Consider the following 21,121-nt stretch of genomic DNA (forward strand, 5'->3'; position numbering starts at 1 on the left):
GGATGCGTCGAAGACGTATAATACGATCAAATCAGTCTGAAAACAGGGAGAGAACCAGGGCGATTTTTTCGGAGCTGCGCCCCGGCGTAACCAGGCCGTCGGGAAGGATTATACGGCTGCCCTCGGCTCCCAGGGCATATCCCGTCCGCCGTATCGGCGTCGTTGCCGCCAGTGCCCCTAACGGGGGGCATTCGGCACCCGACGCAGGGAGCAGGACAGCGGCAGCGTTCATTCCTGTCGCCGGAACCATGCTTTTTCTCCCAAGGCCGATTGCCGACCCTCTTGGCTTCCCAACCGTCCAGAGCGCCCACTCACGCCACAACCCCCTCAACCCCTTTTCCATGTGGGGGGTCCGGGGGCCTCAGGCCCCCGGCGGAGAGGTCCAGGAGAGGCAGCGCCTCTCCTGGCCGCCGGAGGCATTTTCCCTCTTTTACTCTTCCCTCTTCCCCTAACTGCAAACGCTAGCGCCGCGCGGCAGGCGCACGGCGATGGCGCTGCCGACGCCGGGTTCGGAGGTCACGGCGATGGAGCCTCCGTGCTGGGCCACGATCTGGTTGGCGATGAAAAGCCCCAGTCCGGTGCCGCGCGAGCCTTTGGAGGAGAAAAAGAGCGTAAACATGCGTTCCCGGGTGGACTGGTCCATGCCGACGCCGTTGTCGGCGACCACGAAGGTCACGGCCTCGGCCGTGGCTTCCACGGTCAGGGTCACTTCGTGGAAGGCCTTGGCCTTGTCCTCGGCGCAGGCATCCACGGCGTTTTCGAGCAGGTTGACCATGGCCGAGGTGAGCGCCGTCTCGTCCATGGGCAGCGTGCCTGCGGCCTCGCCCAGGCGCAGGATGAAGGCCACGTCGCGGCTTTGGGCCTTGGGTTCGACGATGCCGGCCAGATCGCGGGCGAAGGTTTCGATGGAGACGGGGGAGAGCTCGGGTTCGCGCGATTTGGCGTACCACAGGATGTCGAGCACCATGTTGCGGATGCGTCCGATCTTGTCGGACACCACGCCCCAACCGTCGCGCACGCGGGTCCAGTCCTCGCGGGACAGTCCGGTTTCGACCTTGAACATGCCGCCGTCGAGGGAGGTGAGCAGGCCTTTGACGCCGTGGGACATGGAGCCGAGCATGAGCCCAAGCGATGCGAGGTGGTCTTGCAGGGCCCGGATGGGGGTGATGTCGGCGGCGATTTCGATGACCTGGCTGGTTTCGCCTGTGGCGTCGGGGATGGGGGCGGTGCGAAGCCACATGTTTTTGGCCGCGCCGCAGCGGGTGGACACGACAGTTTCGCCTTCGTGGGGCGCGCCGTCGTGGAAGGAGCTTTCGGCCGGGCAGTGTTCGCAGGGGTCGTCGCGGTGGGCAAACAGTTTGTGGCAGGGGCCGGTTTCGGCCTCGCCGAAGTCGGCGCGCCATTGGCGGTTGGCTTCGACCACGGTGAAGTCCTGGTCCAGCACGGCGATGGCGCAGGGCACGGCGTCGAACAGGCGCTGGAATTTCTCGCGCACGGCCCGCAGCTCTTCCTGGAGCCGGCCCACCTCGGCCACGTCGGCGGCGATCTCGATGACCAGCTCCACCTGGCCGTCCGTGCCGAAGACCGGGGCGGTATGGATCAGCACCGGAATCTCGCGGCCGTCCTTGTCGCGGAAGGTCTCGCGGCCGCGCTGGCCCTGGCCTTGTTCCACGGTGCGCCAGACCGGGCAGGCGTTGCCGCTGCCCTGACGGTCGGCGTAGAGTTCCCAGCTCATCTTGCCCACCACCTCGCCCAGGCGCTGCCGGCCCAGGGTGTTTACGGCCACGATTTCGAGGTAGCGGTTGTGGATGACGATGCAGCAGGGCATCTGGTTGAAATAGCTGGGTCCCTGGTCGAAGGAGGCAATGAGCCCCTCGATGGCGCTGGCCACGCCCTCCACGGCCTGCCCCACGGCCATGCGGCGCTCCATCTCGACCAGGCGGGCGGATTTTTCGCGCACCAGCCGTTCGAGATTGCGGGTGTGTTCGGTGATCTGGCGGCGCATGGACACGCGGTCGGCGGCCCGGTGGAGGGAGGCTGTGAGCAGTTCGTCGCGCACGGGCTTGGTGAGGAAATCCAGGGCCTGGCGCTTGAGGCTCTCGATGGCCAGTTCCATGTCGCCATGGCCGGAAATCATGATGACCTCGATCTCGGGATCGAGGGCTTTGACGCGCGAGAGCAGTTCGATGCCGTCCATGCCGGGCATCTTGATGTCGGTGAGCACGATGGACGGTTTGAAGGTGGCGCACAGCTCCAGGGCTTCGCGGCCGCCGGGGGCGGTTTCCACGTCGTAGCCCAGGTCGGCGATGGAGAGGCTGAGGACTTCGCGGATGGCCTCGTCGTCGTCAACCAGCAGCACCTTCTCGTTCATGCGCCCTCTCCGAAAGGCTTGGCCGTCGCAGGGTCGCGACGGCGGACGGTGAATAATAACCGCCGGCTGGCGGCGCGGCCTCCATGGCGGCCGATGGGCGGTCGGCCGACGCAAGTGTCCATGGAAGGCCGCGCCGCGTGAGCCGGCGGGGGTATGTGCCCAAGCGGGGACCGGGGAAGGGCGAAGCCGAGGGTCGAAGTCGGCGGCTTCCCGAAGTCGTCCTCAGGCTTATTCCCCAAGCATCTCCTTGACAAGGCGCAAGGTCTTGACCCGGTCCACAGGCTTGCTGATGACCGGCACGTTGTTGCCCAGCGCCGGCGGCCGGGGGCCGACGCCGCTTATCACGACGACCGGAATCTCGGCCAGGCCGGGTTCCTTGCGCAGCTTCACGTAGAACAGGGTGCCGCCGCGGGCGGGCATGTCCATGTCCAGGGTGATGAGGTCCGGATTGTGGACCTGGGCCTGTTCCAGGCCGGCCACGCCGTCGGTGGCGGTGAAGGTGGTGAAGCCTTCGCCGTCGAAGAGGTCCTTTAAGTAGCTGACGACTTCGGGATCGTCGTCGATGATGAGTATCTTCTTGGCCATGATGGCATCCTCGTTTTGGTGGTCTTTAACGGGGGGCGGCTTCGCTTAATTTGCCCAGGCCCTTGGCCAGTTCCAGGGCGACGCCGATGCCGCGCTTGAGGTCGGGATCGCCAAGCGCCTTGACCATGCCCAGAGGGCCGACGGGTTCGGCCTTGGCGAGATCCAGGCCGGCCGGCAGGTCGGTGAGCTTGTCGAGCAGCTCCAGCATCTTGGGATCGGACATCTTCTTGAGCAGGCCAATGAGCGCCACGAAGCTGTCGCCCATGGCGGCGATGTCGTCGGGGCCGTAGTGGGCGGCGACCTTGGCGCGCACGTCCATCATGGCGGCGTAGGTGCGGAACACGCCACGCTGTTCCAGTTCCCCAAGGCTTCTGATGCCGGTGTGGACCATGGACTTGGCCAGGGGCTCCATGGTGTGCCACAGCTCAATAATGTTTTCGAGCTGCTCCAGGGCGTAGGCCAGGTTGCCGATGTTGCGCAGGAAGCGCTTGATCAGCATGAAGAGGTCTTCGAGCTGGAAGCCGGCTTCCACGGACCCCAGTTCCTTGAGCAGAATCTTGAATCCCGACTTCATGAGCGGGTTCATGTCATGGAACATCTCATTGCGTTCCAGACGGGCGACCCGCTGTTCTTTCAGCTCCGCCTCGATGGACTCAAGGCGTTCAAGAATGCGTTCCTCGGTGGTCATTGGACGCACCTCCCTACAGCGCGCAAGCGCCCATGCGCTTTTTGCCGGCCATGAACATCTGGGGCTCCAGCGGCAGTTCCTTGCCCTTGAGCATCAGGTTGAAATACACCCACTTGAACATCATCTTGCCGCAGTAGTTGAGGAAGGATTCTTCCAAAAGCGACAGCGGCCCGATGCCCGGGAACGGGAATTTGCCCGGCAGCGGCTCGATCTTGTAGTTGAAGTCGATGAGCACGGCCTTTTCGTAGCCCGAGACGATGAAGCAGTTGGAATGGCCGTCGAATTCCGGCAGGGGCTCCAGACCGTCGATCTCGCGCAGGATGTTCCCCACCACGATCTCGGACTCGAAGTGGGCCACCGAGCCGGCCTTGGAGGTCGGGACGTTGGTGGCGTCGCCGATGATGTACATGTTCTCGTATTTCTTGGACTTCAGCGTGTGGTGGTCGGTGTCCATGTAGCCCATGGGATCGCCGATGTCGCTGTCGATGATGACCTGGGAGCCGAAGTTGGGCGGGATGGAGATGAGCAGGTCGTAATCGAGTTCCTCGCCCTTGTGGGACTCGATGGTCTTCTTGTCGGCGTTGACCTGGGCGATCTCGAAGTTGGGCACGATCTTGATGTTTTTCTCTTCGCACATCCGGCCCAGGATCTCGGCGGCCACGGGCTTGGTGAAGGCGCCGGTCAGCGGGGTCACCAGCTCGATCTCGATGTTGCAGCGGCTGTCCTGGGTCATGAAGAACCAGTCGGCCAGGAACACGAACTCCAGGGGAGCCACCGGGCACTTGATGGGCATCTCGGCGATGTTGAGCACGAGCTTGCCTTTCTTGAAGTGCTTGAGCTTTTTCGCCAGGGCGATGGAGCCGTCCGGGGTGTAGAAGTTGTGGACGTCCTGTCCCCAGCCGTCGAGCATGCCGTCGATCTCGTCGGGCATGATGCGGCAGCCGGTGGCGACCACGATCCAGTCATAGGAGTGGGAGCCGCCCTTGCAGGTGACGACCTTCTTGACCGGATCGACGTTGGTGATCTCGTCCTGGACGAAATCGACGCCCGAGGGAATGAAGTCGGTCTGCGGCTTGATGCAGTCCTTGATGTCGTAGATGCCAAACGGCACGAAGAGCCAGCCCGGCTGATAGTGGTGCTGCCAGGTGCGGTCGATGATGGTGATCTTCCATTCCCGGGGATCGAGCTTCTTGCGGAGCTGGGTGGCCACCATGACGCCGCCGGCGCCCGAGCCAAGGATCAACAGCTTTTTCATCATTGCCTCGCTTTGAGGAGTTGTTGGTTGGGCAGGGTCGCGGCGCGTCGGTTGCGGCCGCGTAACCTGACCGCCTCCAAAGCAAGGGCTGGTCCAACTTGGCGTTTTCCCTGTAATGGGCTGATTTCGAAGGATTTGTCGGATTTCGGGGAGGCGGGCGGGGGTGCTCGGCCGGTGGGGGCTGGAGCAACAAAACTTGTCGCAAGTCTGGGGTTTGCTGCTAATCGGCTGGTAATATTTGATTTTTAATTCATACTGCCTTTGTCAGCAAATGTTGACGGTCAAGGGATGTTGTCGCGGGGCGGCGCGCGCCCTTGCCCGGCAGGAGATGGTGGCCTTCAGGACGCTCAGTCGCGGGACAGCCCGGGCTTGAGAGGTCACCGTAATGAGTGGCTCACGCCAATTTTTGCGGGTTCTTCACGAGGCAGCTGACGCAGGGCTGGCCTCACGACGGCCCCGAGCAGGCCTTGGCGGTTCGGGATGCTCCCTGGCGCAGGGACGGCCTGCCACGAAACAGGGACTGTCTGCTTCGGACAACACAAGGCAGGGGGCGGACCGCCAAACGGGACAGACGTCGTGCGAGACCGGCGACAAGGCGTAGCCCGACGGGATGACCCAAACGACAAACCGCCCGGCCCCTGGTTTGCCGTAGCAAGCCGGGGACGGGCGGCCGGTGGTTCTTGTGGATCAGGCGGGGGCCGCCGGGGACGGCAAGGTGGTGTTCCAGGCGTCGGCGCACCGCGTCGCCAAGGCCTCGCCGACGCGGCGCGGGCCGCCCCTGGCCTACGCCAGGAGCGTTGGGCCCTGGCGTTCCCGTCAGCGGGGCCGGGTGGCTTGCCGGCGGTCGTAGACGGCGCGGATGGCCCCTTCGAGTTCCTCGGTGGGGCAGGGCTTGAGCAGGTAATCGGCCGCGCCGCCGGCGATCATGGTCGAGGCGATGTCCACCGAGGCGTGGCCGGTGAGCACCAGCACCTCGGCTTCGGGGCAGGCGGCGCGCAAAAGCGGTAACGCGTCGGCCCCGGTCATGCCGGGCATTTTGACGTCCAGCACGATGACGTCGCAGGGGGCTTGGCCCAAAAGCTCCAGGGCGGCCGGGCCGCTGCCGGCCTCGCGCACGACAAAGCCGTGGCGGCCAAGCAGCTTGGCCAGGGTTTCGCGGAACCGTTCCTCGTCATCGACAATAAGGACGCGGATGGGGTCGGCCATGGGGTTCTCCGTGGCGAATTGGGGTTGGTCACAGCGGAAGGCTGACGGTGAAAACCGAGCCTTGGCCGACGGCGCTTTGGGCCGTGAGATTGCCGCCCAGGCGGGCGACGATGCCGTGGGACAGGGACAGGCCAAGGCCCGTGCCCTTGCCGGGGTCCTTGGTGGTGAAAAAGGGATCGAAGACCTTGGGCAGGTTTTCCGGGGGAATGCCGCAGCCGGTGTCGCGCACCTCGATGACGGCCCGGCCGTTTTGGCGGCCGGTGGCCAGGGTGATGGTCCCGCCTTCGGGAGTGGCGTGCAGGGCGTTGGTGAGGAGATTGAGGATGACCTGACGCAACAGCGGCACGTCGGTGCGAACAGGCGGCAGGGACTGGTCGTAGTCGCGCCGGATGGCCACGCCGCGCCCGGCGGCCTCGCGCTCGACCAGAACAGCCATGTCCTCGATGACCCGCTCCAGGGCTTCCTCCTGGAGCACGGGTTCCATCTTGCGGGCGAAATTGAGGAGCTTGTGGGTGATCTGGCGGCAGCGGGCTACCTGCTTGCCGACCTGGTCCAGGCAATCCTTGATTTCGGCCAGATCCTCCGGGGCCGGGCAGGCGTCCTGGCCATAGAGTTCCCGGGCCAGGTCGATTTCCTGGGTGATGATGGCCAGCGGGTTATTGATCTCGTGGGCAATGCCCGAGGACAGTTCGCCGATGGCGGCCAGCTTTTGGGAGTGCAGCAGCCTGATGTCGAGCTCGTGGAGCTCGCGTTCGCCACGCCGCACCCGCCGGGCCAGGGTCAGAGCCGAGCCGATGCAGATGGCTCCGGCGAAAAGGGCCAGCCCCACGCCGACCAGGGGCGGGGCGGCCAGGGCCGAGAGCACGGCCGCGCCGGCCAGCCCCGGGGCGAGCAGGGTATGGGGCCACAAGGGCGGCGCGTGGTCCCCGGGCAGCAGCCCGGGAGCGTCAGGCGTCGGCCCGGGATTCATTGAGCTTTTTGCGCTCATAGGCCTTCTTGGCCTTTTCCAGCAATTCCCCGAAGTCCACGGGTTTGAGCACGTAGTCGTAGGCTCCAAGGGACATGCCCTGCATGCCGGATTCCACCGAGGCGTGTCCGGTGAGGATGATGACCTCGACCAGGGGGTGGCGCTTCTTGATTTCCTGGAGCACGGCCAACCCGTCCATGCCGGGCATGCGCATGTCCAGGATGACCACGTCAAAGGGTTCGCGTTCCAGGAGCGCCAGGGCGTCGGGCCCGTTGCCGGCGGCGGTCACGGGAATCTGGCGGTAGGTGAACCGTTTGACCAGGGTTTCGATGAAGTCGGCCTCGTCATCCACGGCCAAGACGCGAAGTCCCATCAGTACCTCTCTCCAGGCGTTCGGGTGTTGCCAACCCGGCGTCGGGCTGCCTGTCTGTTGCATGGGTGATCCGGTCGGTTTCGGTTTGTCGGGGTCATCCGCCGCCCGACCTTGCGGTCCGGCGGAGGCCAGGCCGAGGTCCGCGCCGCGTGCGTCGCGGCGCGGACCCCGGCTCCGGGGCGCAAAACTCAGGAGGCCACGGGCAGGGTGATGCGGAACGTGGTGCCCTTGCCTTCCTCGCTGGCGACCTGGATGCGGCCGCCAAGCTTTTCAATGATGCTGTAGCTGATGGTCAGCCCAAGGCCGGTGCCTTCGCCGACCTTTTTGGTGGTGAAGAAGGGATCGAAGATCTTCTCCAGGGTTTCGCGCGGGATGCCGTTGCCGGTGTCGGCGATGGCAATTTCCACTTCCGGCGTGTCGGGCAGCTTGCGCGTGGCGATGGTGATGGAGCCGTTCTTGTCGATGGCGTCGATGGCGTTGTCGAGGATGTTGAGGAAGACCTGCTGGAGCTGGGAGGCGTCGGATTCGATGTGGGGCAGGTCGGCTTGGTAGTCGCGCACAAAGGCGATGCCCCGGAAGTTGGCCTCGTTTTCCAGAAACGACCGGGTCTGTTCCAGAAGCAGATTGACGTCGAGGTTCTCCTGGGTGGGCTCCATGCGCCGGGCGAACCCGAGCAGCCGGTGGGTGACGTCCTTGGCCCGGCGCACGTGGAACTCGATCTTGGCCACGGCGTCGGCGAATTCTTGGAAGTTGGGGGAGGCCTTGATGTCCTCCTCGCTTAAGAGATCGCGCATCCAGCCGGCCTTTTCCATGATGATGGCCAGGGGATTGTTGACCTCGTGGGCCACGCCGGCGGCCAGCTTACCCAGGGCGGCCATCTTGCTCGACTGGGTGAGCGAGGCGTCCAGGGTGGCTTTTTCCCGCTCGGCCCGGATGAGTTCGCGCACGGTGCCGTTGGCGATGAACACCGCGCCGATGACGATAAGCGTGCCGCCGCCGCACAGCAGCAAAATAAGGAGCCAGCGCGCCCGGTACAAGGGTAGCAGCTCCTCGCCCGGATCGTCCTTGATGACCAGCAGCCAGTCTTTGAGATTAAGCCAGGTCATGGCGTACAGCGACACCTCGCCGCCGATGGTCAGCTCGTCCACCCGGGTGCCGGAAAACCGGGGGATGTCCGGGAAGGGCACGGTGTCGAACATGTCGTGGCCAAAGCGCGGCTTGGTCTGGAGCACGTGCTGGGCGTTTAACAGGAAGGCGTCGCCGGACTTGCCGAGCTGCACCGTGCGCACCAGGGAATCGAAGATGTCGGAGTCGATGGCGGCGCGCAGGACCCAGGTTTTGTCGCCCTCGCGGCGGCTGACGGCGATATTGAAATGCGGGTATTTGCGAAAGCCCATGAACACGTCGCTGATGTGGATGCCCTTGGCCATGACCGTGCGGAACCAGTCCTCGCGGCTGTAGTCGATGCCGCGCAACTGGTAGGGGCCGACGTAGGAGACGCAGATACCGTTCTGGTCGATGACCTGCAGGTCGAGGAAAGACTTGCTGTGCAGCTGGAGCACGCCGAAAATGCGTTCGAGATACGCGTCGCCGGCCAGATCGGCGTAGGATTCGGTCAGGGCCAGGTTGGAAAGCTGGGCCACGCGTTCGGTCAGAAACAGGTCGATGGTGACTTTCTTGTTGTCGGCCAGATTGCGCAGGTTACCGTAGATCTTCTCGGTGTAGGTGTCGTAGAACTTGGCGTAGAGTCCAAGGCCCAGGCTTAACAGCGGAATAAAGGAAAAGGCCAGGGTGACGGCGATGAGCTTTAAGCGCAGCCGGCTGAGTTCGTCCTGAATCATGGCAGTGGCCTCGCGGGAATGGGGACGCATGGGGCACGATAGCCCAGGGAGTTCGCAATGCAAAGGGTCATGGGGCGGCCTCGAAAAGGGGCAGGGCAACCTCGACGCGGGCGCCCCGGCCGGGCAGGCCGTGGGCCGTGATGGCGCCGCCGTGGCGCTTGACCACGGCTCGGGCGGCGGCCAGGCCGATGCCCAGGCCCGGCATCTTGCCGGTGGTGACGTCGCCGAGCTGGAAAAATTTCTCAAAGACCGCTTCGCCCATGTCGGCGGGGATGCCCGGGCCGGTGTCTTCCACGGCGATGACGGCCATGCCGTCCCGCAGGCCGGCCCGGCAGGCGATATGCCCGTCCTTGGTGAATTTCACGGCGTTGGACAGGAGCTGGTCGAAGACGAAGACCAGCCGGTCCCGGTCGCCGCGAAGGGGCGGCAGGTCGCCGGGGATGTCGCGCACGAAAGCCAGGCCCTTGGCGTTTATGGCCGCCAGATAGGGGGCGGCCGCCCGGTCGACGATCTCGGCTACGGCCAGGGGCGTTTGGACCAGCGGCAGGTCGTCGGCGTCCAGGGCGGCCAGTTCCAGGACGTTGTCGATAAGCCCGGCGAGCTTTCGCCCTTCCTCCAGCATGATGGCCAGATTGTGGCGCAGGCGTTCGACCTCGGCGACAATTTCCAGGGAGTGGCCGGCCTCGGCCAACGGCCCGCGTTCCAGGCGCTTGCGCATGACCTGGGCGAAGCCGACCATGGAGGTCAGCGGGGTTTTGAACTCGTGGGAGACGAGGCTTAAAAAGTCGGTCTTGACCCGGCCCAGTTCCTCGGCCTGCTGCCGGGCGGCCTCGGCCTTGGCGGCCTGCTCGGCGGCTTCGCGTTCCTTGGCGGCCAGTTCGCGGATGGTGGCCAGCAGATGGCTTTCCATGGCCGCGATGTCGGCGGCCAGATCCCTGAATTCACCGGAATACTCGGTCGGATCAAGGTCGGCCCCCGCGCCCCGGACAAGCCGCCGGGCATGGCGGCGCAGACGCTCCAGGGGCGTGGCCACGGCCCGGAACAGTCCCCAGGCGGCCAGGGCGACCAGGACCAGGACGGCGGCCTGGATGCCGAAATCGAGCAGGTCCGTGACCCGGGCGATGGCGTTTCGCCGGGCTTCGTAGGCGGCGCGCAAGGCCTCGGTGACGGGCTCCAGGGCTCTGGCGGCGGACACGAAGCCGGCCGTGGCCGAACCGGCGTCTTCCAGGCGGCTGGCGTAGTCGCCAAGAGCGGCCAGATAGTCGCCTAAAACGCGCGCGGCGTCGCCGGACGGCGGACCGGCCGGCCCGCCGTCGCGCAGACGTTCGGCCTCGCGGGTCAGCCGCCGGAGGTTGTCTGCCGTGCCCGAGGCCAGCCAGCGTTTTTCCAGCCGGGCCAATCGGGCCACGGCGCCGGCCAGTTCGGGTTGGCTGTCGGCCAGTCGCTCCAAGGCCTGGGAACTGTCCAGGTACCGGGCGGTGGGATCGGCGGCTTCGGGATCGCCCGAGACCCCGGCGATGGCCTCGAAACCGTCGTGGTAGGCGCGCAGGCGGGCCAGGGCGGCGTCGGACAAGGGGTCGTGGTCCGGATCGTCGGCGCGGATGGCCTCGATGGCGGCCATGGCGGCCTCTTGGTGGCGGCGCACGGCGGCCAGGGCTTCGGGATCGTGGCGCAGAAAGAAGTTTTTTTCCTGGCGGCGCATTTCCAGCGCTTCGATGCGGGCGGTCACGGCCAGACGCTCCAGGGCCAGGGTACGCTCGGTGTAGCGGCTCTCCAGGATGTCCACGACAAACACCAAGGCGAAGCCGGCCACGATGACGGCGCACAGCGCTTGCAGCTTGCCCTTGACGCTTAAGGCCATGGGCGGACCCTGGTTGTGCTCACGACCGTCTCCCTGGGGCAGTTGCCGTTATCGGTGGCGGTAGCGGCCGCCGGGACGGCTCGTCCGGCGGGATGGGTCTTTTTTTAGCCCAAACGGCAAGAGGATGCCAGAATATTGTTCATAGTTTCACAAGTAGCCGGGGCAAGAAGTTGTGTCCCTGCGCCGGGCCGCCTGGCTTTTGGAGTCCGCCGCCGGCCCTGGAAGGGCGTTGTTCCGGGGTCGGCGGCGGTGTGAAGCGAGGATGGGCCACGGCGAGGCGTCCCTTGGGAGAGGCGCTTGTCGCGCAGGCGAGGCTACTGGCCCAGACCGGGCAGAAACTCGCCGTAACCGGCCGCTTCCATGGCCTCGGCCGGCACGAAGCGCAGGGCGGCGGAGTTCATGCAGTAGCGCTGGCCGGTCGGGGCCGGGCCGTCCGGGAAGACGTGGCCGAGGTGGGAATCGGCGATCCGGCTTCGCACTTCGGTGCGGCGTGAAAACAGACTGTTGTCGGGCCGCTCGGTCACGGCGTCCGGGCGGATGGGCCGGGTGAAGCTCGGCCAGCCCGTGCCGGAATCGTACTTGTCGCGGGAACTGAAAAGGGGTTCCCCGGAGACGATGTCCACGTAGATGCCCCGGGCCTTCAAGTCCCAGTAGGCGTTGTCGAAGGGCCGTTCGGTGCCGTCTTGGCGGGTGACCTCGAAGGCCAGGGGGGTGAGCGTGGCCCGCAGCGCGGCGTCCGAGGGTCGGGTGAAGGCGCGCCAGGCCGGGGCCTTGCCCGAGCTGGCCGCTTCTCCGGCCGGTTTGGCCGCGGCCGGCTGGCCGCCCCAGGTTCGGGCCAGGAACTGGTCGCGGCCCGAGCCGGTGCGGTAGGCCTTGTACGGGCCGGCATGGGTGCGCCAGTAGTCTTGATGGTAGTCCTCGGCCGGGGTGAAGGGGCCGGCCGGCAGGATGTCCACGACGATGGGGCGGGTGAACCGTCCCGAGGCGGCCAGGGCGTCCAGGGCGGACCTGGCCTCGGCCCGCTGGGCCTCGTCGTGGACAAAGATGGCCGGCCGGTATTGCCGGCCCCTGTCGGCGAACTGGCCGCCGGCGTCGGTGGGGTCGATGTGGCGCAGGAAGGCGTCCAGCACCTGGCGGTAGCTGACCTTGGCCGGGTCGAATCGGACCTCCACGGCCTCGTAGTGGCCGGTGCGGCCGTTCGAGACCTGCTCGTAGGTGGGGTTGGACTCTTTGCCGCCGGTGTAGCCGGAAACCACCGAGGCCACGCCGGCCAGTTTTTCCAGATCCGCTTCCACGCACCAGAAACAGCCGCCGGCCAGGGTGGCCAGGGCGAGATTGGGGGCTTGGGTCTCCATGGTGGCCTCCTTGGCGGCCGGGGGCGCGGCGGCGGCGGTCAGGGCGACGCCCAGGCCCCAGGCGATGCAGACGATACAGACGACGAGGATGGCTGCGACGGTTTTTTTGTCGAGCATGGCGGCACTCCCTGGCTCCGTGCGGGCGACGGCGGCGGGCCGCGTCGGAATGCGCCGGACGGAGCACTATGGAACCTTACCGGAAAAAGGGCGGCTTCGTCGATGGCCCAAAAGCCGGCTAGGGAAGAAAAAGCGAATCAGGCGTTTCGCAAGGGGTGGACGCGGGCGGCGGCCAGCACGGCGGCCAGGGCGGTCTCGGCCTGGGCATGGCTTTGGCGGCAGGCCATCACGTCGCCGGTCTGGCAGGCGGCCAGCAGGTCGCGCATGGCCTGGCCCAGGGCCTCGGCCCGTAGCGGTCCGGCCATGCCGGCCAGATCGTGGGCCAGGCCCGAGGCGGCGGCGACGTCGCCGCGTTGGGCGGCCTCGGCCAGCTCCCGGCCCTTGGGTTCGGCCAGTTCCACGAACAGGGCGAGCAGTTCGGCGGCAAACTCCAGGTTTCCCTTACGGGAAAATTCCGACAGGTCCAAAACCGCGGGAGATTGGGCCGGCTGGGCCGGCCGGCCCGCCCGCCCCTCGGTGACCCGGGCCATGGCCAACAGCAGATCTCGGCCGCGAACCGGCTTGGCCACATGGTCGTCCATGCCGGCGGCCAGGCAGCGCTCCCGGTCACCCTGCAGGGCAAAGGCGGTCAGGGCGAGAATGGGCACGTCAGGCGGATTGGCCGGGGTGCACTGGCCGTCGCGGATGGCCCGGGTGACGGCTAGGCCGTCCATATCGGGCAGTTGCACGTCCATGAGAATGCAGTCCACGGCCTGGGAGGCGGCCAGGGCCAGGGCCTGCCCCCCGTCGGCGGCGGCCAGGGGCTTGTGCCCGCTTTTTCGCAGCAGATGGAGCATGTACATCCGGTTGACGTCATTGTCGTCAACGACGAGGACGGTCAGCTGCGGCAGAATCGGAAGCGGATTCGAATCATCCATACGACACCCTTCCCGCAATGCGCCGGCCTGGGGCCAGCCATTTCCATAACAACGCGGCTTTCCTAGCATGGCGTGGCGGACCTGACAAATTTGCTCTCGGAGTTGGTCTATTTTTAGTGGATTAGACTCGTGTGTTTGCTTTTGTCTCCGGGGATGGCTACCTGCAGAGAAGGAGGGAGTCCGGCCATGACGGGAACCATTCTCCAAACGCATTACGATGCCCTGATCCGCCGGGCCGCGCCCGACGGCAGCTTTGCCGTGGCCGAGGGCGCGGGAAGCCGTCCCGACGCCACGGCCTGGGCGGCCATGGCCCTTTTCGCCGCCAACCTGGCCCTGGAGCTGGTCGCCGCCGCCCGGGCCGCCCTGGCTGCCGCCCAGTCTCCCGATGGTCGGGTGGCGCTTTTGCCTGAGCGCCCCGAGGCCGCCTGGCCCACCGCCCTGGCCCTTCTGGCCTGGCTGCCGGACCCGGCCCGGGCCGAGAACGTCTCCCGGGCAGCGGCCTGGCTCATGGCCCATCCCGGCAGCCATTGGCCCAAAAACGCCGAGGAACAGGCCGTCATCGGCCATGACACGAGCCTTCGCGGCTGGAACTGGATCGACGGCACCCACTCCTGGGTGGAGCCGACCGCCCTGGCCATGCTGGCCCTCGGGGCCATGGCCACGCCGCCGGCCGAAGCCCTGGCCGAGGCGGCCCGTCTGCTTTTGGACCGCCAACTGCCGGACGGCGGCTGGAACTACGGCAACACCCGCGTCTTTCGAAATACCCTGCTGCCTGTGCCCGAGTCCACCGGCCATGCCCTGGCCGCCCTGGCCGGCCGGGCCGCGGCAGGCGATGTCGCCCCAAGCCTGGCCTATCTCCAGGGGACGCAGTGCGCCGTGGCCACCCCCCTGGCCGCCGCCTGGCGGGCCTTTGGCCTCGGGGCCTGGGGGCTGGCCGGGCAGGACGAAGAGGCCCTGTGCCGGGCCGCCCTGGAGCGCCAGTCGCGTTACGGTCCCTACGACACGCCGCAACTGGCCCAATGTCTGGCCGCCGCCGTCAGCCAGGGCCGGTTTGCCGTCCTGATCGGAGGTCTTTCGTGAGCGTTTCCGATGCCGATAAGCACGCCCAGGGCCTGACTCGCCGCCAAGCCGTCAAATTGGCCGCCGCCGCCGCCGGTCTCGCCGCTGTTGGGGGGCTGGCCGCGACGAGCCTTTGGCGTGGGCAGCCCGAGGCCGAAGTCTTCATCGCCAAGGCGGCCGGTTACGACGCCGATCTGGCCGACGTGGTGCGCCGGGGACTGGCCGAGCTTGGGGTGACGCCGGCCGAGATCGCCGGCAAGCAGGTGCTGGTCAAACCCAATCTGGTCGAACCCCATGCCGGGGCCGGCCACATCAACGTCCATCCGCTCATGGTACGGGCCGTGGCCGAGGCCTTTTTGGCTCTGGGCGCGGGATCGGTGGTGGTGGGCGAGGGGGCCGGTCATCGCCGCGACGCCTATCTGGTGCTGGAGGAATCGGGATTGGCCGAGGTGTTGGCCGAGGACCGGCTGGCGTTTTACGATTTGAACAGCGGCCCGGTGGCCCGTCGGCCCAATGCCGGCGGCTTCAGCAAACTTGGCGACCTGTGGCTGCCGGGCCGGCTCCTGGCCGCCGACATCGTCGTGTCCCTGGCCAAGATGAAGACCCACCACTGGGCCGGCGTGACGCTGGCCATGAAAAACCTGTTCGGCGTCATGCCCGGCGTCGTCTACGGCTGGCCCAAAAACGTCCTGCATTTCGCCGGCATCGAACCGTCGATCCTGGACATCAACGCCACCGTACGGCCGCACTTCGCCATCATCGACGGCATCGTCGGCATGGACGGCGACGGTCCCATCATGGGCGACCCGGTGGCGGCCGGCGTGGTCGTCATGGGCCGCAGCGCCGTGGCCGTGGATGCCACGGCCTGCCGGGTCATGGGCATCGATCCCGCCAACGTGAGCTACCTGCAAGCCGCCGACGGCCGCCTGGGGACCATTCGGGCGGCGCGCATCGAACAGCGCGGCGAATCGCCCGCCACCGTGCGCCGGGATTTTGCGCTTCTCGACTACGTCCCGGCCCAGCGCAATTTGCGCCTGGCGCTTTGAGGGGAGGCAGAGAGAACAGGGGGAATGCCTCCGGCGGCCGGGGGGATGATCCCCCCGGACCCCTGCAATAAAAGAAGTTTTATAGGTGGTGTTGGGCGGCCAGCCGGACGGGGGCGGACAAGCCGTGGGCGGCTTCAGCCCTGGGACGCCTCCAGCCGGGCAAAGGTGACCAGTCTCGGGCTGCCCGGCAGGGGTTTGCCCTTGCACGTGGCCTCGACGCGGTGGGGACGGCTGTCGCGGAAGTGCGCCGGCGCTTCCCACACAAAGCCGGAATAGCCGTCGCCGAAACCGGCGGCGGCCACGTCGGGCCGGTGTTCGCCGGCCCAAAGCAGAAAGTCCTGGCCGTCCACGGTCAGCTTGACCTCCAGGGGCCCCCCCTTGGCGGCGGTGTCGCAGACCCAGCCAAGCACGCGATCGGGCTGGGGCGGATCAAGATGGCCCATGATGCCGCCCGGCGTCTCCAAAATGAAGGTGCGGCCGTGGAATGCCAAGGTGAATTGCACCGGCCCGGGAGGGCCGAAGCTCACCAGCCGGCGCTCCATCTCCTCCTGGCTGATGTCTGCTCCGAAACGGCACATGCGCTCATAATCCCCCACCGTGCGCCGTGTGCCGCCCCAGGCCAGAGTTTTGTTCGGGATAAGCGGTTCCTCGCGGGTCAGGGCGGCGGCTTGACGCAAAAGGAGCATGGGCAGGGCTTGTCGGGCCGCCTGGGCCATGGTCGGCCGGGCTTTGGGGCCGGGCACGGGCAGTACTTCGGCGTCGATGATGGTTCCGGAGTCCACCACGGGCTCCATGACGTGCAGGGTCACGCCAAAAGCGGCGGCCTGTTCGTAGGCGGCCCAGGCCTCGGGGGCGACGCCGGGATAGGCCGGCGAGCCGGGGTGGATATTGTATGCGCCAAGCCCAAAGGCCGCCAGGCAGTCGGCCGGCACGATGACATTGGACAGATAGGAAAGCAGACGCGCCTTGGGGCCAAGCGTCGGGAGCAGGGCACGAAGGCCGGGGAGGTCCACGACATGGCGCAGTTCCAGGTCTCGGCCGTGGGCGGCAAGCATTTGCAACAGAGCCGGGGCGCCGTCGTTGGCTGTCAGCAGCACCAGGGTTACGGTCATGGGCATTCCTCGCGGCGGTTGCGGTCGGTTGAGGCCGGGGCGGCGCAGGGGCGCGGCAGCGGGAGAAGGCGGCGGTTATTTCTTCATCCGGGTAAAAGGGATGTCCTTGCCCGAAGACGAACTGTACAGCAGGGCGCGCACTTGGCCGTCGTCGTCGAATTGCAGGCGCAATCCCTGGATGTCGCCGGTCGCGTCGGTCCCATCGAACACGCCGTAGAGCAGATGGCGCATGACAATGGTCCGGTTGTCCCGGCCAACGGCGATGCCGGTGGGGGCCTGCGTCACGCGCAGGACACCGAGGGTGGGATTGGCGTAAGCTCCAACGGCCAGCCGCGCGGCGTCCCCGGTTGCGTCGGCGGCCTTGGCCGGGGCCGGCTCGGCCGTGGCGGGCGGCGGCACGATGCCGGGCTTTGCGGCATTGGTATCAGTCGCTGCGTCGGCCTTGGCAGGAGGCTGGACCAGCGTCGGCAACGGTACAGGGGGCTTGGGCTGGAGCGGCGCGGCGGATTGGGCCGCCGCAGGCGGTGTTGCGGCCGGAGCCGGGGCTGTTCGGTTCGTTTCAGGCGGCGTCACGGGCAGGCGCAGCATGTTGCCGGCGACAGCCTTGTCCGTTTGTTCCGGGGCATTGGCCTTGTCCAGTGGCTGGGAGGTCAGGCCGAGCCGGCGGGCGATGCTGACCAGGGTGTCGCCCAGCTCAGTGATAGGGGAGCTGGCATGATGGTCGTCTGTCCTGGCAGGCGGCGGCGCAGGCTGGGCAGCGGCAAAAAGCAGATTCGGCAGCAGGCAGACGACCGCCGAAAGCAGCTGCGCAAGCGTGTTAGACATCCTTGATCCTTACTTCGGAGGTTGGATCCGTCGCGGTCATGGCCGCGACGCTTCCCGGCTATTTGTATAGGGCAAAGGTCTGGGCCTGACAATGTCGGCTCAAACTCCCGAGGGGCGGCGCGACGGCCCCCGGAATGCGCGATGGGGCTTGCCTTATGGCCCGTTTGGCCTTACCTCATGACGTGCTCGGGATGTCGGAAAACGAATGGGATATGTCGCCGCTTACGGGCGTCGCTGGGCGACGCCGTTGATGACGCCGTTCAAGGCGCCTCGCTTGCTGGCGGCCGGTTTTCCACATGGCCGTCCTCTCCCGGGCCTTCCCCGAAACCTCGTCTCCGTCACGCCCCGGCGTCCCGGCGCGGCAGGCCTGCCCTGCCTGCCCGGCGGCGATGCGGCTGGCCGGATTTCGCGACCAAAGGCGGCGCGGATCTGCTATGGACAATAAAGAAGGCACCGAGAACCCTGGCGCCGGCAAGGCCTCCGAAGCCTTGGGCAGTCTGGGCCTGTCGTTTTCCGACAGGGAAAAAAAGAACCTCATGACGTTTCTCTCCATCGGGATCATCCTGGTGGAGTTTGCCGTCACCATTGCCGCCGTCTGCTATGGGATCATCAAATCCACCAAGCTGCCGGACGGAACCATCGAATTCCAGTTTCCGTGGATACCCTACGGCGTGGCCGTCATCGTCGCGCCGGTGGCCATCATGCTCGTGGTCAACATCATCGGCCTGGGTTTCACCCGCATTTTCAAGGGCGATCCGGCCATGGACGAGGAGCAGATGCGCTACATGCCCGAGCGCCTGCGCCGGCTCATCGCCCTGTCCCGGGGCCTGCCCTCCATTATTTTACTGGGGGGCATGATTCTTGTAGGAGCCGCGCTGTACTACCTGGACGCCGTTATCCAGGCGATCTTGCGCATAGGCGATCATGTTGAGGTCATTGCCCCGTGGGTCATGGCCGGACTGGTGGCGGCATGGTGCGTGTCCTATCTGGTGCGGATGTGGTTCATGTACAAGACCCGCCGCATGCATGAGGAATTCGCCTTCCGCCGCGAGGTGCTCGAGCGAACGGGAATCGTCATCGTGGACAACCGCAAGCACATTGCCGCCGATGGCCGCACCATCGGCGAACACGGCAATGTTCTCCCCGGGCGCGTCATTGACGTGCTCCCCCCCGGGGAGTCCGACGCCGACAAGGACGCGCCATGACCGACGCCGACGCTCTGGGCCAGAAAGCCCGGGAGATCCTGCTGGCCCGCGTGGCCCGCACCGAGGACGCCGGCCGGGCCGAAGCCCTGACCGCCTTTGTGGGGCTGGCCAGGCCCGACCTTGGGCCGGACGCCGCGGCTATTGTGGCCGAGACCGCGCCGCGCCTTTTGCCCAAGCTCACCGAGAAATGGGTGGGCTTGTTCGTGGACCGGCTTTTAGAGACCGTGCCCCACGTGCAGATCGCCGAATTGTGCGACGGTACGGCGGAAAACGAGGCCGCCCTGGCCCTGGCTTACGTCATGTTCCTGGAGTCGGCGCGCATGGAAAAGCAGATCGCCGAGGATCTGGCCGCCTGCGAGTTGCCGGCCGGCGCGGACGGCGTTGACGCCGCCGCCGAGGCCTGCCGCCGGCTGGCCGCTGTCGAGGAACGCCGACGTCAGGCCATGCAGGAAAAGGCCGCCGCCTACCGCCGGGACAAGCGCCGGGACAACTAGGCCCCCGCGCCCTGGGAAATGCCGGGCATTTCCGGGGACGCCGAGAGCTTGGCCCGCTGCCGCGCCGCCCGCCGTCCGGCCCTTGCGGACGCCGGGCCTGTCCCGCCACGTCGCCGCCCATTGGTCGCGTCCAGGCCAAACCAGGGATTGCCGCTGCCCATGGCCCGTTCGGCCGCCGACTTTCCATCGGCCCGCCGGCTGCGGCGGACAGGCGATCCCCAGCCAGGGGGCGAGCCATGCCGCATATCCCGTTTCACCGCCGTCACGAGGACGGCGCGACGTCTGTCGAGTACGCCCTCATGGCCAGCCTCATCGCGGCCGTGGCGGCCGCCGCCGTCGGCCAGTTCGGGTTGGCGGTGCTCAACCTTTTTCAGATCGTGGCCGGCCTGTTTTCCTGACGCCGCCTCGTCCGCTCCGGCCGCACCCTTTCAACGGCAAGCCCCCGAATCCCGCCCCTGCGGGATTCGGGGGCTTGCCATATGGGGGGTCCGGGGGCCTCAGGCCCCCGGCCGCCGGAGGCATCTTCTCCCCTAATTACGAAAACATGGCGCAAATAACCTCGAAGTGGGCCTCGGCCGTTTCCACCAGCTCCGGCAGGTCGGCCGGGGTCAGGCGCACGGCTTCCCAGGCGGCGTGGTCGTAGCGCGGGACCAGCCGTTCGCCGCTGCAGCCCGGCAGGGTCGCCCCGGCTACGGCGTCGGCCACGCACACGATGGCCGCTTCCAGGGGCGCTTCGGCCGTGGCTGGGGCGTGGTGCCGCCAGACGGCCTGTTCCAGGCTTTCTGGGAACCGCCATTTGCGCAGGAGCATCCCGCCGAGTTCGGCGTGGTCGAAGCCGAGGATTTCGCGTTCAACGGCCACGAGGTGCTTGCCGGAGGCCGCCGCCGCGGCCATGGCCGCACCGGCCGCCTCCGGTGTTTGCTTGAACAGCACCAGCCGGCCGATGTCGTGGAGCAGGCCGGCCACGAAGAACCGTTCCGGGCTGGGGTCGGACAGGCGCACGGCCAGAAGCTTGGCCACCAGCCCCACGCCGATGGAATGGCGCCAGAACTGGCGCATGTCGATGCAGCCGGCCGGGATGTCCTTGAAAAGCGGCATGACCGACACGCCCATGGCCAGGGTGGAGAGCTGATTGAGGCCAAGGAGCATGACCGCCCGGGACAGGGTGTCAACCGGCCCTGGCGGCAGCCCGCCCGAGACGCGCAGGGTGCGGGCGTAAAAGGCGCTGTTGACGAGCTTTAAGAGCTTGGCCGTGAGGCTCGGGTCCTTGCTGATGACGGCGGCGGCCTCTTCCACGGTGGAGCCGGGGTCGCTTAGAACCTCGCGGATGCGCATGAAGACTTCGGGCAGGGAGACGAGCACCGGGTCGGAGGCCAGGATGGCCTCGGGGGTGGGAATCTTGTCGATACCTTCACGGCCGCAGGCCGGCGGCCGGGTCGGGCGCGAGGCGGCCAGGGCCTCGGCCCGGGCCAGGGCCAGTTCGGCCAGGGCCGCGGCCAGGGGCGCGTCGGCGGGCAGGTGGGCCAGCCGGCGGCGGGCGGCCTCCTCGGGCGAGCCGGGCGGATTGGGGGCCGCATCGGGCGTGGTCTTGGCGGCGGACTCGGCCGTGGCTTCGATGTCGCGGATGCGCCAGCCGCGCAGCCATTTGAGGTGGCTCTCGGCCAGCACCGTGCCGGCCGGCAGGCGGTAGCGGCCGTCGGGGCTTTCGATCTCGGCGGCCAGCACCATGCCGGCCCGGATTTGTGCGAAGGGAATGGTGGGCATGGGCCGTCCCTTGTGCCGGCGGCGGCCGGCGGCGGAAGTGCGCTCCGGGCCGATCCCGGGGAAAGTCTGCCTTTGCCACG

19 protein-coding genes are annotated in these 21,121 nt (G+C 67.1%); 5 read left to right on the top strand and 14 right to left on the bottom strand.

What is annotated here, in order from left to right:
* Positions 1–448 precede the first annotated feature (448 nt).
* From DMR_RS06030 to DMR_RS06080, 11 genes are all read right to left on the bottom strand, one after another.
* On the bottom strand, positions 449–2,371 hold the full coding sequence (locus DMR_RS06030) for a hybrid sensor histidine kinase/response regulator (protein WP_015860013.1): 1,923 nt from the start codon (positions 2,369–2,371) through the stop codon (positions 449–451).
* Between the two features lie 228 nt (positions 2,372–2,599).
* Entirely contained in the window at positions 2,600–2,956 is a 357-nt protein-coding gene (locus tag DMR_RS06035) for a response regulator (RefSeq protein WP_015860014.1), read from the bottom strand.
* A 25-nt stretch (positions 2,957–2,981) separates the two neighbouring features.
* Positions 2,982–3,644: a DUF1641 domain-containing protein gene (locus DMR_RS06040; protein ID WP_043600166.1), complete on the bottom strand. Its 663-nt coding sequence runs from the start codon at positions 3,642–3,644 to the stop codon at positions 2,982–2,984.
* A gap of 13 nt (positions 3,645–3,657) precedes the next feature.
* Positions 3,658–4,899 carry a type III sulfide quinone reductase, selenoprotein subtype gene (locus tag DMR_RS06045; RefSeq protein ID WP_043600168.1) on the bottom strand — a complete coding sequence of 414 codons (1,242 nt, stop codon included), beginning with the start codon at positions 4,897–4,899 and terminating at the stop codon, positions 3,658–3,660.
* An 816-nt stretch (positions 4,900–5,715) separates the two neighbouring features.
* Positions 5,716–6,105, bottom strand: coding sequence for a response regulator (locus DMR_RS06050; protein WP_006920199.1), 390 nt, complete (start codon positions 6,103–6,105; stop codon positions 5,716–5,718).
* A gap of 28 nt (positions 6,106–6,133) precedes the next feature.
* Positions 6,134–7,093: a sensor histidine kinase gene (locus tag DMR_RS06055; RefSeq protein ID WP_015860017.1), complete on the bottom strand. Its 960-nt coding sequence runs from the start codon at positions 7,091–7,093 to the stop codon at positions 6,134–6,136.
* Positions 7,053–7,445, bottom strand: coding sequence for a response regulator (locus DMR_RS06060; RefSeq protein ID WP_043600169.1), 393 nt, complete (start codon positions 7,443–7,445; stop codon positions 7,053–7,055). The genes DMR_RS06055 and DMR_RS06060 overlap by 41 nt, the downstream gene beginning before the upstream one ends.
* Positions 7,446–7,633: 188 nt before the next feature.
* On the bottom strand, positions 7,634–9,286 hold the full coding sequence (locus tag DMR_RS06065; protein WP_043600171.1) for a sensor histidine kinase: 1,653 nt from the start codon (positions 9,284–9,286) through the stop codon (positions 7,634–7,636).
* 67 nt (positions 9,287–9,353) lie between these two features.
* Positions 9,354–11,147: a sensor histidine kinase gene (locus DMR_RS06070; protein WP_015860020.1), complete on the bottom strand. Its 1,794-nt coding sequence runs from the start codon at positions 11,145–11,147 to the stop codon at positions 9,354–9,356.
* Positions 11,148–11,461: 314 nt separating this feature from the next.
* Entirely contained in the window at positions 11,462–12,619 is a 1,158-nt protein-coding gene (gene msrB, locus DMR_RS06075) for a peptide-methionine (R)-S-oxide reductase MsrB (protein WP_015860021.1), read from the bottom strand.
* A 137-nt stretch (positions 12,620–12,756) separates the two neighbouring features.
* A complete protein-coding gene (locus DMR_RS06080) occupies positions 12,757–13,536 on the bottom strand; it encodes a response regulator (protein ID WP_015860022.1) in 780 nt (259 codons plus the stop codon).
* A gap of 186 nt (positions 13,537–13,722) precedes the next feature.
* On the opposite strand from DMR_RS06080, the gene DMR_RS06085 reads away from it, so the two are divergent.
* Positions 13,723–14,616: a hypothetical protein gene (locus DMR_RS06085; protein WP_015860023.1), complete on the top strand. Its 894-nt coding sequence runs from the start codon at positions 13,723–13,725 to the stop codon at positions 14,614–14,616.
* On the top strand, positions 14,613–15,641 hold the full coding sequence (locus DMR_RS06090; protein WP_015860024.1) for a DUF362 domain-containing protein: 1,029 nt from the start codon (positions 14,613–14,615) through the stop codon (positions 15,639–15,641). Before DMR_RS06085 ends, DMR_RS06090 begins: the two co-directional genes overlap by 4 nt.
* A 134-nt stretch (positions 15,642–15,775) precedes the next feature.
* On the opposite strand, the gene DMR_RS06095 is transcribed toward DMR_RS06090, so the two are convergent.
* Both DMR_RS06095 and DMR_RS06100 read right to left on the bottom strand, forming a co-directional pair.
* Positions 15,776–16,753 (bottom strand): formyltransferase family protein, encoded by a 978-nt coding sequence (locus DMR_RS06095; RefSeq protein ID WP_043600173.1) that lies wholly within the window; start codon positions 16,751–16,753, stop codon positions 15,776–15,778.
* A 75-nt stretch (positions 16,754–16,828) separates the two neighbouring features.
* A complete protein-coding gene (locus tag DMR_RS06100) occupies positions 16,829–17,578 on the bottom strand; it encodes a hypothetical protein (RefSeq protein WP_015860026.1) in 750 nt (249 codons plus the stop codon).
* A gap of 434 nt (positions 17,579–18,012) precedes the next feature.
* Between DMR_RS06100 and DMR_RS06105 the strand changes: the two genes are divergently transcribed.
* The 3 genes from DMR_RS06105 (at position 18,013) to DMR_RS06115 (ending at position 19,675) form a co-directional block, all read left to right on the top strand.
* A complete protein-coding gene (locus DMR_RS06105; RefSeq protein ID WP_043600174.1) occupies positions 18,013–18,783 on the top strand; it encodes a hypothetical protein in 771 nt (256 codons plus the stop codon).
* On the top strand, positions 18,780–19,277 hold the full coding sequence (locus DMR_RS06110; RefSeq protein ID WP_015860028.1) for a hypothetical protein: 498 nt from the start codon (positions 18,780–18,782) through the stop codon (positions 19,275–19,277). The genes DMR_RS06105 and DMR_RS06110 overlap by 4 nt, the downstream gene beginning before the upstream one ends.
* Before the next feature lie 236 nt (positions 19,278–19,513).
* A complete protein-coding gene (locus tag DMR_RS06115; protein ID WP_015860029.1) occupies positions 19,514–19,675 on the top strand; it encodes a Flp family type IVb pilin in 162 nt (53 codons plus the stop codon).
* Between the two features lie 136 nt (positions 19,676–19,811).
* Here DMR_RS06115 and DMR_RS06120 read toward each other — a convergent pair whose 3' ends face one another.
* Complete coding sequence (locus DMR_RS06120) at positions 19,812–21,041, bottom strand: HDOD domain-containing protein (RefSeq protein ID WP_173362474.1); 1,230 nt, start codon at positions 21,039–21,041, stop codon at positions 19,812–19,814.
* Between the last annotated feature and the right edge of the window lie 80 nt (positions 21,042–21,121).

The sequence above is a fragment of the Solidesulfovibrio magneticus RS-1 genome, from assembly GCF_000010665.1.
Classification (GTDB): Bacteria; Desulfobacterota; Desulfovibrionia; order Desulfovibrionales; family Desulfovibrionaceae; genus Solidesulfovibrio; species Solidesulfovibrio magneticus.

Coding starts and splice junctions, on each gene's coding strand:
- DMR_RS06040 (WP_043600166.1), bottom strand. CDS start 3,644: ATGACCACCGAGGAACGCATTCTTGAACGCCTTGAGTCCATCGAGGCG.
- DMR_RS06060 (WP_043600169.1), bottom strand. CDS start 7,445: ATGGGACTTCGCGTCTTGGCCGTGGATGACGAGGCCGACTTCATCGAA.
- DMR_RS06055 (WP_015860017.1), bottom strand. CDS start 7,093: ATGAGCGCAAAAAGCTCAATGAATCCCGGGCCGACGCCTGACGCTCCC.
- DMR_RS06110 (WP_015860028.1), top strand. CDS start 18,780: ATGACCGACGCCGACGCTCTGGGCCAGAAAGCCCGGGAGATCCTGCTG.
- DMR_RS06095 (WP_043600173.1), bottom strand. CDS start 16,753: ATGACCGTAACCCTGGTGCTGCTGACAGCCAACGACGGCGCCCCGGCT.
- DMR_RS06045 (WP_043600168.1), bottom strand. CDS start 4,899: ATGAAAAAGCTGTTGATCCTTGGCTCGGGCGCCGGCGGCGTCATGGTG.
- DMR_RS06085 (WP_015860023.1), top strand. CDS start 13,723: ATGACGGGAACCATTCTCCAAACGCATTACGATGCCCTGATCCGCCGG.
- msrB (WP_015860021.1), bottom strand. CDS start 12,619: ATGCTCGACAAAAAAACCGTCGCAGCCATCCTCGTCGTCTGTATCGTC.
- DMR_RS06115 (WP_015860029.1), top strand. CDS start 19,514: ATGCCGCATATCCCGTTTCACCGCCGTCACGAGGACGGCGCGACGTCT.
- DMR_RS06030 (WP_015860013.1), bottom strand. CDS start 2,371: ATGAACGAGAAGGTGCTGCTGGTTGACGACGACGAGGCCATCCGCGAA.
- DMR_RS06105 (WP_043600174.1), top strand. CDS start 18,013: ATGGACAATAAAGAAGGCACCGAGAACCCTGGCGCCGGCAAGGCCTCC.
- DMR_RS06070 (WP_015860020.1), bottom strand. CDS start 11,147: ATGGCCTTAAGCGTCAAGGGCAAGCTGCAAGCGCTGTGCGCCGTCATC.
- DMR_RS06080 (WP_015860022.1), bottom strand. CDS start 13,536: ATGGATGATTCGAATCCGCTTCCGATTCTGCCGCAGCTGACCGTCCTC.
- DMR_RS06035 (WP_015860014.1), bottom strand. CDS start 2,956: ATGGCCAAGAAGATACTCATCATCGACGACGATCCCGAAGTCGTCAGC.
- DMR_RS06050 (WP_006920199.1), bottom strand. CDS start 6,105: ATGGCCGACCCCATCCGCGTCCTTATTGTCGATGACGAGGAACGGTTC.
- DMR_RS06100 (WP_015860026.1), bottom strand. CDS start 17,578: ATGTCTAACACGCTTGCGCAGCTGCTTTCGGCGGTCGTCTGCCTGCTG.
- DMR_RS06065 (WP_043600171.1), bottom strand. CDS start 9,286: ATGATTCAGGACGAACTCAGCCGGCTGCGCTTAAAGCTCATCGCCGTC.
- DMR_RS06120 (WP_173362474.1), bottom strand. CDS start 21,041: ATGCCCACCATTCCCTTCGCACAAATCCGGGCCGGCATGGTGCTGGCC.